Annotated in this window: 12 protein-coding genes; 7 read left to right on the top strand and 5 right to left on the bottom strand. The window is 64.1% G+C overall.

The features are described from left to right. The first annotated feature begins 2 nt into the window (after positions 1-2). From acnA to FXB41_RS11370, 3 genes are all read left to right on the top strand, one after another. Complete coding sequence (gene acnA, locus FXB41_RS11380; RefSeq protein WP_219681815.1) at positions 3-2,723, top strand: aconitate hydratase AcnA; 2,721 nt, start codon at positions 3-5, stop codon at positions 2,721-2,723. A 234-nt stretch (positions 2,724-2,957) separates the two neighbouring features. Continuing rightward, positions 2,958-3,734, top strand: a complete 777-nt coding sequence (locus FXB41_RS11375) for a DUF1223 domain-containing protein (protein ID WP_007598850.1) — start codon at positions 2,958-2,960, stop codon at positions 3,732-3,734. Positions 3,735-4,329: 595 nt separating this feature from the next. Continuing rightward, positions 4,330-4,698 carry a DUF2794 domain-containing protein gene (locus FXB41_RS11370; protein ID WP_007598853.1) on the top strand — a complete coding sequence of 123 codons (369 nt, stop codon included), beginning with the start codon at positions 4,330-4,332 and terminating at the stop codon, positions 4,696-4,698. A 93-nt stretch (positions 4,699-4,791) separates the two neighbouring features. Here FXB41_RS11370 and FXB41_RS11365 read toward each other — a convergent pair whose 3' ends face one another. The 4 genes from FXB41_RS11365 to FXB41_RS11350 form a co-directional block, all read right to left on the bottom strand. Beyond that, positions 4,792-5,322, bottom strand: a complete 531-nt coding sequence (locus FXB41_RS11365; RefSeq protein WP_007598854.1) for a GNAT family N-acetyltransferase — start codon at positions 5,320-5,322, stop codon at positions 4,792-4,794. Between the two features lie 284 nt (positions 5,323-5,606). After that, entirely contained in the window at positions 5,607-6,398 is a 792-nt protein-coding gene (locus FXB41_RS11360; protein WP_007598855.1) for a Bax inhibitor-1/YccA family protein, read from the bottom strand. 270 nt (positions 6,399-6,668) lie between these two features. Further along, positions 6,669-9,239 (bottom strand): ABC transporter permease, encoded by a 2,571-nt coding sequence (locus FXB41_RS11355; RefSeq protein WP_219681814.1) that lies wholly within the window; start codon positions 9,237-9,239, stop codon positions 6,669-6,671. Continuing rightward, positions 9,236-9,958 (bottom strand): ABC transporter ATP-binding protein, encoded by a 723-nt coding sequence (locus FXB41_RS11350; protein WP_007598857.1) that lies wholly within the window; start codon positions 9,956-9,958, stop codon positions 9,236-9,238. Before FXB41_RS11350 ends, FXB41_RS11355 begins: the two co-directional genes overlap by 4 nt. A 55-nt stretch (positions 9,959-10,013) precedes the next feature. Between FXB41_RS11350 and FXB41_RS11345 the strand changes: the two genes are divergently transcribed. Both FXB41_RS11345 and thpR read left to right on the top strand, forming a co-directional pair. Further along, positions 10,014-10,649, top strand: a complete 636-nt coding sequence (locus FXB41_RS11345) for an arylesterase (RefSeq protein ID WP_219681960.1) — start codon at positions 10,014-10,016, stop codon at positions 10,647-10,649. Positions 10,650-10,823: 174 nt separating this feature from the next. Beyond that, on the top strand, positions 10,824-11,360 hold the full coding sequence (thpR, locus tag FXB41_RS11340; protein ID WP_007598862.1) for an RNA 2',3'-cyclic phosphodiesterase: 537 nt from the start codon (positions 10,824-10,826) through the stop codon (positions 11,358-11,360). Positions 11,361-11,428: 68 nt separating this feature from the next. On the opposite strand, the gene FXB41_RS11335 is transcribed toward thpR, so the two are convergent. Continuing rightward, positions 11,429-11,683 (bottom strand): type II toxin-antitoxin system VapB family antitoxin, encoded by a 255-nt coding sequence (locus FXB41_RS11335; RefSeq protein ID WP_007598864.1) that lies wholly within the window; start codon positions 11,681-11,683, stop codon positions 11,429-11,431. A gap of 139 nt (positions 11,684-11,822) precedes the next feature. Here FXB41_RS11335 and zapE point away from each other — a divergent pair, with 139 nt between their 5' ends. After that, a complete protein-coding gene (gene zapE, locus FXB41_RS11330) occupies positions 11,823-13,007 on the top strand; it encodes a cell division protein ZapE (protein ID WP_007598866.1) in 1,185 nt (394 codons plus the stop codon). Between the two features lie 262 nt (positions 13,008-13,269). Further along, on the top strand, positions 13,270-14,238 hold the full coding sequence (gene mdh / locus FXB41_RS11325) for a malate dehydrogenase (RefSeq protein WP_007598869.1): 969 nt from the start codon (positions 13,270-13,272) through the stop codon (positions 14,236-14,238). Positions 14,239-14,271: the final 33 nt, after the last annotated feature.

Raw genomic sequence — 14,271 nt, 5'->3', positions numbered from 1 at the left:
ACATGACCTCGCTCGACAGCTTCAAATGCAAAAAGACCCTCAAGGTCGGCGCCAAGACCTATGTCTATTACAGCCTGCCCACGGCCGAGAAGAATGGTCTGAAGGGAATTTCGAAACTCCCCTATTCGATGAAGGTCTTGCTCGAGAACCTGCTCCGCAACGAGGACGGCCGCTCGGTCAAGAAGGAAGACATCGTCGCGGTGTCGAAGTGGCTGCGCAAGAAGTCGCTGGAGCATGAGATCGCCTTCCGCCCGGCGCGCGTGCTGATGCAGGACTTCACCGGCGTCCCCGCCGTGGTCGATCTCGCCGCGATGCGCAACGCGATGCAGAAGCTTGGCGGCGATGCCGAGAAGATCAATCCGCTGGTGCCGGTCGACCTCGTCATCGACCACTCCGTGATCGTGAACTTCTTCGGTGACAACAAGGCGTTCGGCAAGAACGTCACCGAGGAATACAAGCAGAACCAGGAACGCTACGAGTTCCTGAAATGGGGCCAGAAGGCGTTCTCGAACTTCTCCGTCGTGCCGCCCGGCACCGGCATCTGCCACCAGGTCAATCTCGAATATCTCTCCCAGACGGTCTGGACCAAGAAGGAGAAGATGACGGTCGGCAAGAAGACCGGCACCTTCGAGGTCGCCTATCCCGACTCGCTGGTCGGCACCGATTCCCACACCACCATGGTCAACGGTCTCGCCGTGCTCGGCTGGGGCGTCGGCGGCATCGAGGCCGAAGCCTGCATGCTCGGCCAGCCGCTGTCGATGCTGCTGCCCAACGTCGTCGGCTTCAAGCTGAAGGGCGCGATGAAGGAAGGCGTCACCGCGACCGACCTCGTGCTGACGGTGACGCAGATGCTGCGCAAGCTCGGCGTTGTCGGCAAGTTCGTCGAGTTCTTCGGCCCCGGCCTCGACCATCTCTCGGTCGCCGACAAGGCGACCATCGCCAACATGGCGCCCGAATATGGCGCGACCTGCGGCTTCTTCCCGGTCGACGCCGCCGCGCTCGATTATCTCAAGACCTCCGGCCGCGCCTCGGCGCGCGTCGCGCTGGTGCAGGCCTATGCGAAGGCGCAAGGGCTGTTCCGCACCGCCAAGTCGGCCGATCCGGTGTTCACGGAGACGCTGACGCTCGACCTCGGTGACGTCGTGCCGTCGATGGCCGGTCCGAAGCGCCCCGAAGGCCGCATTGCGCTGCCGTCCGTGGCCGAGGGCTTCTCGCTCGCGCTCGCCACCGAATACAAGAAGGCCGAGGAGCCGGCGAAGCGCTTTGCCGTCGAGGGCAAGAAGTTCGACATCGGCCATGGCGACGTCGTCATCGCCGCGATCACCTCCTGCACCAACACCTCGAACCCGAGCGTGCTGATCGGCGCCGGTCTGCTGGCGCGCAACGCCGCCGCGAAGGGCCTCAAGGCAAAGCCGTGGGTGAAGACTTCGCTCGCCCCGGGCAGCCAGGTGGTGGCGGCCTATCTCGCCGATTCCGGTCTCCAGGCCGATCTCGACAAGGTCGGCTTCAACCTGGTCGGTTTCGGCTGCACCACCTGCATCGGCAATTCCGGTCCGCTGCCCGAGGAGATCTCGAAGTCGATCAACGACAACGGCATCGTCGCGGCTGCCGTGCTCTCCGGTAACCGCAACTTCGAAGGCCGCGTCTCGCCGGACGTGCAGGCGAACTATCTGGCCTCGCCGCCGCTCGTGGTCGCCCACGCGCTCGCGGGCACCGTCACCAAGAACCTCGCCATCGAACCGCTCGGTGAAGGCAAGGACGGCAAGCCGGTCTACCTGAAGGACATCTGGCCGACGACGAAGGAGATCAACGCCTTCATGAAGAAGTTCGTGACCGCGGCGATCTTCAAGAAAAAGTATGCCGACGTGTTCAAGGGCGACACCAACTGGCGCAAGATCAAGACGGTCGAGAGCGAGACCTATCGTTGGAACATGAGCTCGACCTATGTGCAGAACCCGCCCTATTTCGAAGGCATGAAGAAGGAGCCGGAGCCGGTCACCGACATTGTCGAGGCCCGCATCCTCGCCATGTTCGGCGACAAGATCACCACCGACCACATCTCGCCGGCCGGTTCGATCAAGCTCACCTCGCCCGCCGGCAAATATCTCAGCGAACACCAGGTACGTCCGGCCGACTTCAACCAGTACGGCACGCGGCGCGGCAACCATGAAGTCATGATGCGCGGCACCTTCGCCAATATCCGCATCAAGAACTTCATGCTCAAGGGCGCGGATGGAAATATCCCTGAGGGCGGTCTGACAAAACACTGGCCAGACGGCGAGCAGATGTCGATCTACGACGCCGCGATGAAGTACCAGCAGGAGCAGGTGCCGCTGGTGGTGTTCGCCGGCGCCGAATACGGCAACGGCTCCTCGCGCGACTGGGCCGCGAAGGGCACGCGTCTGCTCGGCGTGCGCGCCGTGATCTGCCAGAGCTTCGAGCGCATCCACCGCTCCAACCTGGTCGGCATGGGCGTGCTGCCGCTGACGTTCGAGGACGGCACCTCCTGGTCGTCGCTCGGTCTGAAGGGCGACGAGAAGGTCACGCTGCGCGGCCTCGTCGGCGAGCTCAAGCCGCGCCAGAAGCTGACCGCGGAGATCGTCTCCAGCGACGGTTCGCTGCAGCGCGTTTCGCTGCTCTGCCGCATCGATACGCTGGACGAGCTGGAATACTACCGCAACGGCGGCATCTTGCACTACGTGCTGCGCAAGCTCGCGGCGTAAGCGCGGACTTGTGAACGGTGGCTCACTGCGAAGTGAGTAGTAGGTTACACGAAGGCGGCCTATCACAAGGCCGCTTTCACGCGTTTGCGGCAGGCTTCAGATGGGCCCGCCCGGCGGAGAACCCCACGCTTTGGACGGTTACTTTGGCGGACGAAAGTGTGAGGCCCGTAAGACTACGGTGACCATCCGGCGGTAAGATTTCCCTCTCACGAGCAATGGTGTACGGCGTTCGACATGACAACAATGACGGCTTCTCATCTGGTTTCACGCTGGTCCGGCGCCCTCTGGTCGGGAGCTCTTGGTCTCTGTGCAATCGTCGCCGTCATTCGTCCTGCCGAGGCTGATCCCCGCGCCGTTGTCGAATTGTTTACCTCGCAGGGCTGCTCCTCCTGCCCGCCGGCCGACAAGATCATCGGCGACCTCGCCCGCGATCCCTCGATCATCGCGCTGAGCATGCCGATCGACTATTGGGACTATCTCGGCTGGAAGGACACATTGGCCGATTCGCGCTTCTCTGCACGGCAGCGTGCCTATTCGCGCATGCGCGGCGATCGCGAAGTCTACACACCGCAGGTCGTGGTCAACGGCTCCACGCATGTCGTCGGCAGCGACCGCACCGGCATCGAAAGCGCGATCGGCAAAACCGACACGGGCACGGGCGTGATGAGCGTGCCGGTGACGATGTCGCTCGCGGGCAAGCAGATCAACGTCTCGGTGGCCGCGAGCAACGAGCCGACCGTGTCCCACGGCGAGGTCTGGATCTGCTCGATTGCGAAATCGGTGCCGATCGCGATCAGCCGCGGCGAAAATCGCGGACAGCAGGTCATCTATCACAACGTGGTGCGCAACCTGCTCAAGGTCGGCGACTGGACCGGCCGTCCGGAAAGCTGGACGGTGCCGATCGAGAACCTCACGCGCGACGGCGTCGACGGTGCCGTGGTCTATGTTCAGGACGGCAGCCGCGAGAAGCCGGGCCCGATGCTGGGCGCGGCGTATACGTCGCTGCACTGACGCGCACACTTCGAATCTTCCGACTCAAGCACGCTCTCAATCCTCATGGTGAGGAGGCGCGTCAGCGCCGTCTCGAACCATGCAGGCCCTACTGAGGCAGCTCGGCCTCGATCCTTCGAGACGCCGCTTCGCGGCTCCTCAGGATGAGGGGAGAGAGTTTGTGCGGAGATGGTGAGATATGCGTCGAGGCAGAAACATCCCGACACAGACAAAACCGACCCAAACAAAAAAGGACCAACTCGCGTTGGCCCTCCTTGTCGTGCGAACAGACCCGATCCTGACGGCCCCGGGGGGCTGGGGGCTGAGGAATCCGGAACCGAAAGGACCGGGTCAACGCACACAAGTCTTTTCGCAATGCAGGGCGGCAGTCGCTTGGCCGAAAAGCGGCGACACTATGATTCCTGCTAACGATCCCGTGACGGTTTGCCGCGACAGAGTTCCACCGCTGCGTGTGGGCGGTTTGCTCCGGTCCAGTGTCCTTCCAGGGGCCCCTTGCGGTGGGGAACAGTTGGCGCGATCATGCAACTGTCATGATCCGCGGTTCCGGGGACGGTCTTCGCGGACGCGGTCATGCTGATGCGACAGGAGGCGACCTATGAGTCTGTCGGAGGATGCCGATCCGAGCGAACAGCGCGCGGCGGCGCGCCCCGCCGCTTCGAATGCGCAGCTGAGCCGCGTGACGTTCAACCGGCTCGAGCTGCACCGTATTCTCAATCTCTACGGCCGGATGGTCGCCGACGGCGAGTGGCGCGACTATGCCATCGACTTCCTCAGGGATCGCGCCGTGTTCTCGGTCTTTCGCCGCGCCTCGGAAGTGCCGATCTATCGTATCGAGAAGGATCCGCGCCTCGCGCGCAAGCAGGGCATGTACAGCGTGATCTCGGCGACGGGCTTGATCCTGCGCCGCGGCCACGAGCTGGAGCGCGTGCTCCTGGTGATCGATCGCAAATTGGCGGTGGTGTGAGCAGGGATCCAGTAGCCCGGATGAGCGTAGCGACATCCGGGTCTTTGCTTGCAGCCTTCCCGGGTATCGCTTCGCTCACCCGGGCTACGGGCCTTACTTCCCCGGCACGCTCTTCGCGCCCTCACCAAGATCCCGCTGCATCATCACCGTGTCCAGCCAGCGGCCGAACTTCAGCCCGACGCTGGGATGCGTGCCGATCATCTTGAAGCCGCCCTTGCTGTGCACGCCGATCGAACCCGCATTGGCGGAATCGCCGATCACGGCGATCATCTGGCGGAAACCGCGCGCCTCGCACTCGACGATCAGCCGCTCCAGCAGGAGCGCTCCGATGCCGCGGCGGTGGAAGGACGGATCGAGATAGATCGAGTTCTCGACCGTGAAGCGGTAGGCCGGCCGCGGCCGGTAGGCGCCGGCATAGGCGTAGCCGGCGACGCGCCCGTCGAGGATGGCGACGAAATAGGGGTAGCCGCCGTCGATCAGCGTACGGTAGCGGCGCGTCATCTCGGCGAGATCGGGCGGCTCCAGCTCGAACGTCGCGGTGCCCTCGCGGACAGCCTGCTGGTAGATGGCGGTGATGGCGGGAAGGTCGGCCTCAATGGTGGGCCTGATATCGGGTGCGGACATGCCGCAAGATTAGAGCCTTCCTGGGACGGCTGGAAGAGGCGAATGGCCTCCCCACGCGTCATTGCGAGGGAAGCAGCCTCCATCTTCTGCGCTGTCATGCCCCGCGTAGGAGGGGCATCCAGTACTCCGAGACAGCACGGCTAGGATCGAGGCGCTGCGGCGTACTGGATCGCCCGCCCCAGTGCGCAATTGCGCACAAGGCGGGCGATGACGACGTCCGGCCCACCCAAACAAAAACCCCGGCCTTTCGGCCGGGGTTCGTGTCCGTCCTCTCGCCTCAGCGCTTAGTCGCGCTGGCCGAGGAGCTGCAGGAGCAGCGTGAACAGGTTGATGAAGTTCAGGTACAGCGACAGCGCGCCGGTGATGGCCGCACGCTCTGCGATGTCACCGCCGGCCGAGGCGTAGCCGTAGATGTAGTCGTTCTTCAGCCGCTGGGTATCCCAGGCGGTGAGGCCCGCGAACACCAGCACGCCGACCACCGACACCACGAACTGCAGCACCGAGCTCGCCAGGAACAGGTTTACCAGGCTCGCGATCACGATGCCGATCAGGCCCATGAACAGGAACGAACCCATTCCGCTCATGTCACGCTTGGTGGTGTAGCCGTAGAGGCTGAGCGCGCCGAAGGTCGCCGCGGTGATGAAGAACACCCGCACGATCGAGGTGTGCGTGAACACCAGGAAGATCGAGGACAGCGAGACGCCCATCAGCGCCGCGAACACCCAGAACAGGATCTGGGCGGTCGAGGGAGCGAGACGGTTGATGCCCGCCGAGATCACGAACACCATGGCGAGCGGCGCGAGCATGAACAGCCACTTCAGCGGGCTGACGAACATCGCGTAGCCGAACGGCGTCAGGAACAGCTTGCCGACGCGGACGGCTTCCGGGGTCGGAACATCCGTCACGGCGGCCATGTAGACGCCGAGCGCGGCCAAGCCGGTGATGGCGAGGCCAATGCTCATGTAGTTGTAGATGCGCAGCATGTAGGCGCGCAGGCCGGCATCGACCGTCGCGGCGTCAACACGCCCGGCGGCCCTGCCGAAAGGAGAAGCGTAATTGCGGTCTAGGTCCGACATGGTCGAATTCCCGTTGGTTGGTCCGGTCCGGCATGAGGGTCGCCATGCCGCCGGTTCGTCAAACTCTATCTCGGATACCGATGTCTGCCGACTAAATTTTGGCTAACAATCGGGGCTCCGAACCCACTCGATATGTGGGAAACTAACACATCCGCTGCAACCGTCCACGCGCGGCTGAATGTCGCCCTTCCCTGCAATCCAGACGAGCGGACGTGGTTAATCGCCGGAATCGTGCGATTTCGCTCCCGCGCAGCCGCCCGCTACCATTTGTCACAAATTCCGCAACACCGTGGCGGGCTTTTTGTTCAACGCCAGCAGCGTGCCGGCGAGCCCGAGGCCGACCGTGACGACCAAGGCAGCCGCGACCACGCCGGCGGCGCTGCCGCCCTGCCAGACGAAAGTGAGGGTCATCAGCCGGGTCACGATCATCCAGGCCGCGACGCTGCCGGCGAAAACGCCGAACACCGCCGTAGCGAGGCCAATCAGGAGGTATTCGAGGGCATAGGCGCCGAGCAGCCGCAGCCGGGTCGCGCCCAGGGTCTTGAGGATTACAGCATCGTAGACCCGGTGGCGATGGCCGGCGGCGAGCGCGCCGCCCAACACCAGGATCGCCGAGATCAGGGTCACCGCGCTGGCGCCGCGGATCGCCAGCGCCAGGTTGGTCACGACCGAGCCGACCGTCTCCATCACCTCGCGCACGCGCACGCTCGTCACCATCGGATAGGCGTCAGCCACCTCCCTGATGATCTTGCCGTCGCCGGCCGCATCGCCGCCGGCTTCCGTCAGCGTCGCGATGTGGGTGTGCGGCGCGCCCTTGAACGCGTTCGGCGAAAACACGAGGACGAAATTGATGCCGAGGCCCTGCCAGTCGATGCTGCGCAGATTGCTGATCTTCGCGGGGATGTCGCGGCCGAGGATATTGACCACGACCTCGTCGCCGAGCTTGAGGCCGAGTCCGTCCGCGATCTTCTTCTCCATCGAAACCAGCGGCGGGCCGGAATAATCGGCGCTCCACCACTCGCCCTCGACCACCTTGGAGCCCTTCGGCAGCTCGGCGGTATAGGTCAGGCCACGGTCGCTCTGCAGCACCCACTCGGAATCGGTGCTGGGCTTGAGCTCCTCGGCGCGGACGCCGCGGGCTCCGACGATGCGCCCGCGCAGCATCGGCACGTCATCGACCTTCGCGCCAGGGGCGAGCTGGCGCAGATATGAGTCGAACTGCTCGGCCTGCGTGCTCGGAATGTCGATGAAGAAGAACGACGGTGCGTGCTCGGGCAGTGCTGCCAGGAACTGCCGGCGCAGATTGCCGTCGATCTGGGTGATGGTGACGAGCACGGCCAGCCCGAGGCCAAGCGACAGCACGACCGAAGGCGTCAGCGCGCCCGGCCGGTGGATGTTGGCAATCGCAAGCCGCAGCATCGGCCACCGCGTGCGCGGCAGTCGCCGTGCGATCGTCATCAGCAGAGCGGCAATGCCGCGCAGCAGCGCGAACACGACCACGGAGGAGGCCACGAACACCGCAGCGATGCGCTTGTCGAAGGATAGCCCGATCACGACCGCGATGAGCAGCGCGATCACGACGGCCATGAAGACGAGATAGCTCCAGCGCGGCCGGTGCCATTCGGAGCTGATGGTGTCGCGGAACAGCGCGGCCACCGGCACGTCGTGCACCCGCCCGAGTGGCCACAGGCCGAATGCAAGCGCCGTAAGCAGCCCATAGACGAACGACAGCGCGAGTTCGTCGGCATGCACCGCCGGCACCACCGGCAGCGGCAGCAGCTTGCCGAACAGGCCGACGATTGCGAAGGGCATGGCGGCGCCGAGCGCGAGGCCGATCACCGAGCCGATCGCGGCGAGCAGGAGAACCTGGGCGAGATAGATGCCGAACACGTCGCGCCCGGTGGCCCCGACGGCCTTGAAGGCCGCGATCACCTCGAGCTTGTGGTCGATATGGGCCTTGACGGCATTGGCGACGCCGACGCCGCCGACCAGCAGCGCGGCGAGGCCGACCAGCGTCAGGAACTGCGTGAAGCGGTTGATGTTGCGCTCGAGCTGCGGCGACGCATTGGAGCGGCTGCGGACCTCCCAGCCGGCCTGCGGCGCGGCGTTGCGGGCGTCCGCGATGAAGGCGTCGGTGGCGCGCTCGCTATTGGCGATCTCCGGCAGCTTCACCCGGTAGACCCAGCGCACCAGGCTGCCGGGCTGGACCAGCCCCGTGGCGCGCAGGCCCGCCTCGCTGATCAGGAAGCGCGGGCCGAAGCCGATGCCGCCGGCGAGCTTGTCAGGCTCGGCTTCGACGGCGCTGCGGATCTGGAACGTGGCAGTCCCGACGGTGACACGATCGCCGGTCTTCAGCGACAGCCGCGCCAGCAGCGTCGGATCGGCGGCCGCGCCGAACGCGCCGTCGTGCTCTGCGAGCAGGTCGGACATCGGCAGCGGCGGCGCCAGCGTCAGCTGTCCCAGCATCGGATAGGTGTCGTCGACGGCCTTCATCTCGACCAGCGCCAGCTTGCCCTCAGCCGAGCGCGCCATGCCGCGCAGTGTGGCGGCGCTCGAGACGGTGCCGCGCGAACGCAGGAAGGCGACTTCCTCCGGCTTCGCCTCGCGCTGGAACAAGACGAAGGACACGTCGCCGCCGAGCAGCGTACGGCCCTCGCGGGCGAGGCCGTCGCTCAGGCTCGCCGATACGGAGCCGACGCCGGCGATCGCCATCACGCCGAGCGCGATACAGGCAATGAAGACGTAGAAGCCGCGCAGGCCGCCGCGCAATTCGCGCAGCGCGTAGCGCAGCGACAGCGCAACGCCATTGGGCTTCGCAAACGGTTCGGCAGCGATGCTCATGCCGGCGCCGACTGCGTGTCGATGCGCCCGGAGCGCAGGCGGATCACGCGATCGCAGCGATGCGCGAGCGAGGAATCGTGCGTGACCAGCACCAGCGTCATGCCGCGCTCGGCATGCTTGCTGAACAGCAGGTCGACGATCTGTTGTCCCGTGGCTTCGTCGAGATTGCCGGTCGGCTCGTCGGCAACGAGGATCGCGGGATCGGGTGCCAGCGCGCGGGCCAGCGCGACGCGCTGCTGCTCGCCGCCGGAAAGCTGCGTCGGATAATGATGCAGACGGTCGCCGAGCCCGACCGATTGCAGCTCCTGCGCCGCGCGCTTTGTGGCGTCGGGATTGCCCGCAAGCTCGAGCGGCACCGCGACGTTCTCCAGCGCGGTCATGGTCGGGATCAAATGGAAGGACTGGAAGACGATGCCGACCTGGCGGCCGCGGAAGCGGGCCAGCGCGTCCTCGTCGAGGGCATTGAAAGGCGTGCCGCTGACCACCACCTCTCCGCTATCAGGACGCTCCAGCCCCGCCATCACCATCAGCAGCGTGGATTTGCCCGAACCTGACGGGCCGATCAGGCCGATCGTCTCGCTCCGGCCGACGCGCAGGCTGATATCCTTGAGAATGTGAACGCGGGCCGCGCCCGTACCCAATGACAGATTGACGTTGGAGATGGCGATGGTGTCCGCCGAGCTGTCGGCAAGCGACGAGGAAGAGATGCGAGTATCCATGGTCCGGTCATATGGCAACTCCGCACGCGCGGTCGAGAGGCGTTACGGATTGTTCATGCACATAGCCGTGTTGATGCTCGCTTTGATGACGGTGCCAAATCCGGCATGGGCCGAGGCTGCGAAGCCGATCAAGCTGGTGGTTCTCGGCGATTCCTTGAGCGCCGGCCTTGGCCTCCCGGCCCAGGAGGCGTTCCCCACAAAACTTCAAAAAGCCTTGCAAAACAAAAGCATAGAGGTCGACATGACCAATGCCGGGGTATCCGGCGACACCTCATCGGGTGGTCGTGACCGGCTCGACTGGTCGGTCCCCAACGGAACCGACGGTGTGATCATCGAGCTCGGCGCCAACGATGCGCTGCGCGGCATCGATCCCGATTTGACGCGCACCGCGCTGACCGAGATCGTCCAGCGCCTCAAGGCGCGCAAGATCGCGGTGATGCTGTGCGGTATGCTGGCGCCGCCGAATTACGGCGCGGACTATGCCGCGCGCTTCAATTCGATTTATCCGGATCTGGCGAAAAAATTCGGCGTGCCGCTCTATCCGTTTTTTCTCGACGGTGTCGCGGCTGATGCCAAGCTCAACCAGGCCGACGGCATTCATCCGACCGCGGCCGGCGTCGACATCATCGTCAGGAATATCTTGCCCACGGTTGAGGCATTCATTGGCACGATAGCTGAGCAGCGGCGTTGAAAAGCAGGCAACGCTAACCGTAATTCCCAGGGTTTTACCGGGGTGAGGCGCGCGATGCTTCGCAGAGTCACACAACTGCGATAGGAATTGAGGTACCGGTGATTCGTCGCCGGCTCTAAAATTTGGATATGATCTTGCCCTGGGATCATGCCCAAGCATCGGGAGTGCGAAACGATGCCGCGTTTGTTCACTGGTCTGGAAATTCCGGCCGAGATTGGCCAGTCGCTTTCCAATTTACGGGGCGGCCTTCCCGGCGCCCGCTGGATCGATCCCGAAAATTATCACGTCACCCTGCGCTTCATCGGCAATATCGATGGCATGTCCGCCAACGAAATCGCCTCGATGTTGTTTCGCGTCGACCGCAAGCCGTTCGAGGTGAAGGTGCAGGGTTTGCAGAGTTTCGGCGGACGCAAGCCGCGCGCGGTGGTCGCCACCATCGTGCCGAGCAAGCCGCTGATGGAATTGCAGGCCGAGCTCGAGCGCCTGATGCAGCGGATCGGCCTCGACCCTGAAGGCCGCAAGTTCATCCCGCATGTCACGCTGGCCCGGCTGCACGACGCCACCGACCGTGACGTCGCCGATTATCTTTCGCTGCGCGGCTATTTTCCCAGCAAGGCGTTCACGGCCGAACGTTTCGTGCTGTTCTCGTCCCGCGCATCGACGGGCGGCGGCCCGTATGTGGTCGAGGACGCTTATGAGTTGTGTGAGTGAGTCTTGGCTCGCAGAAGACGGAGCGACGCCGACCCATATGGCGCGTAGATGCCTAGCATCGACTGAAGTCAGAATGGCAATCCGTGTTCGTCGTATCCTACTATTTCGTCGGGCATCCGGTCGGCTACCACAGGCAGCTCGCTCCAGCGTCGACGGATTGCGGCCATATCCTCCAAAAGAGCAGTTTTGCAGTACTGATTGTCGATGCGCCTGAGGCGCTCTTCGATAGCTCGCTTCGTAGCAAGAGCAACCGTCTCGCCAGTGAGTTGCGCCAGACGCCTCGCGAGCCGTTCGACCTCGGAGTCCTCGATACTAAGGGCCATGCCAGGAACCTCAAAGTAGCCGCTTTAGCCCTGTGATATCTCAATTATTCGCCTCCGACCACGTGGATGTGGGCGGAGCGCATAAGCCCTTGCGCCAATACGGAGTTGCAATTTCCGCTCATCTCTGGCGGTAAAGAGCATGCTCTCGACCCCCAGTTCCTCATTCCGCGAAGCCTATCAGGCCCAGATCGCGTCCGGCGCGATCGAGCCCGACGCTGCGCAGGCCGAAATCGCCGACGCCTATGCGGCGCTCGACCAGCGGCTCGCCGATTACAAGCCGCAGCGCAAGCAGGGCCTGCTCAGCCGCCTGTTCAGCAGCGACAAGGACGAGGCGCCGCATGGGCTCTACGTCCATGGCGAGGTCGGCCGCGGCAAGACCATGCTGATGGATCTGTTCTTCCAGCACTCGACCGTCGAGCACAAGCGGCGCGCGCATTTCCACGAATTCATGGCCGATGTGCACGAGCGCATCTACGATTTTCGCCAGGGCATCGCCCGCGGCGAGATCGCCGACGGCGACGTCATCGCGCTGACGGCGCATGCGATCTTCGAGGAGAGCTGGCTGCTCTGTTTCGACGAATTCCACGTCACCGACATCGCGGACGCGATGATCCTCGGCCGCCTGTTCGCAAAGCTGCTGGAGCTCGGCACCGTGGTGGTTGCGACCTCCAACGTCGCGCCTGACGACCTCTACAAGGGCGGTCTGAACCGTTCGCTATTCCTGCCCTTTATCAAACAGATCACCGACCACATGGACGTGCTGCGGCTCGACGCGCGCACCGACTTCCGGCTGGAAAAGCTTCAGGGCGTGCCGATGTGGTTGACGCCGGCAGACACCGAGGCCGACGCCGCGCTCGACCGCGCCTGGTCGAAGATGTCAGGCAGCGCCAAATGCAAGTCGCGCGATATTTCGATCAAGGGCCGCATCCTGCACGTGCCGTGCTCGGCCCACGGCGTGGCGCGCTTCGCGTTCGCCGATCTCTGCGAGAAGCCGCTCGGGGCATCCGACTATCTCAGGCTGGCGCACGACTATCACACCATCCTGGTCGACCATATTCCAGTGATGGATTTCTCCCAGCGCAACGCCGCCAAGCGTTTCATTACACTGATCGACACGCTCTATGACAATGCCGTGAAGCTGATGGCCTCGGCCGATGCCAACCCGATCTCGCTCTATCTCGCCAATGAGGGCAACGAGGCCAACGAGTTCAAGCGCACCGCCTCGCGCCTGATCGAAATGAGCTCGGAATCCTATCTGGCACTGCCCCACGGTCGCAAGGATTCCACCGCCAGCGGTTCGACCAAGGGGTTGGTGGAGACTTAAGTCCTATTTCACCATCTTCTCCGGCGTCATTCCGGGGCGCGACGAAGTCGCGAGCCCGGAATCCATCCTGCCGCCGACTCTACCGCCTCATGGATTCCGGGCCTGCGCCTGTTGGCGCATCCCGGAATGACAGCCTGGGTATTCTGGCTGCTATCCCGGCAAGCCCGACAATTGGGCAACCCGTGACTTGAACGGGGGAGGCGAAAGGGATAACCACCCGTCTCAGTTTTCCCCTCCTTACGTGTCTAAAGGACAGGTTCACATGGCGCGCGACAAGATTGCTTTGATTGGCTCCGGTCAGATCGGCGGAACGCTGGCTCATCTCATCGGCCTGAAAGAGCTGGGCGACGTGGTGATGTTCGACATCGCCGAGGGCGTGCCGCAGGGCAAGGCGCTCGACATCGCGCAGTCCTCGCCGGTCGACGGCTTTGACGCGCACTACACCGGCGCCAACTCCTACGAGGCGCTCGACAACGCAAAAGTCTGCATCGTCACCGCCGGCGTGCCGCGCAAGCCCGGCATGAGCCGCGACGACCTCCTCTCGATCAACCTCAAGGTCATGGAACAGGTCGGCGCCGGCATCAAGAAATACGCCCCCGACGCTTTCGTCATCTGCATCACCAACCCGCTCGACGCGATGGTCTGGGCGCTGCAGAAGGCTAGCGGCCTGCCGCACAAGAAGGTCGTCGGCATGGCCGGCGTGCTGGATTCGTCGCGCTTCCGCTACTTCCTGGCCGACGAGTTCAACGTTTCGGTCGAAGACGTCACCGCCTTCGTGCTGGGCGGCCATGGCGACACCATGGTGCCGCTGGTAAAATACTCCACCGTCGCCGGCATCCCGCTGCCCGATCTCGTCAAGATGGGCTGGACCTCGCAGGCGCGCCTCGACGAGATCGTCGACCGTACCCGCAACGGCGGCGCCGAGATCGTCAACCTCCTCAAGACCGGCTCGGCCTTCTACGCGCCGGCGGCTTCCGCGATCGCGATGGCCGAGAGCTATCTGCGTGACAAGAAGCGCGTGCTGGCCTCGGCCGCCTACCTGAACGGCGAATACGGCGTGAAGGACATGTATGTCGGCGTGCCCGTCGTGATCGGCTCCAAGGGCGTTGAGCGCGTCGTCGAGATCGAGCTCGTCGGCAAGGATCGCGAAGCCTTCGACAAGTCGGTCGGCGCGGTGCAGGGTCTGGTTGATGCCTGCAAGAAGATCGCACCCGATCTTCTGGGCCGCTAAGGTCGAAACATTCCGCCGAAGATCGAAAACCGG

Source organism: Bradyrhizobium canariense (genome assembly GCF_019402665.1).
Classification (GTDB): Bacteria; Pseudomonadota; Alphaproteobacteria; order Rhizobiales; family Xanthobacteraceae; genus Bradyrhizobium; species Bradyrhizobium canariense.
Note: the sequence above shows the minus strand (reverse complement) of the source record. Positions and strands in the feature narration are given on the sequence as shown.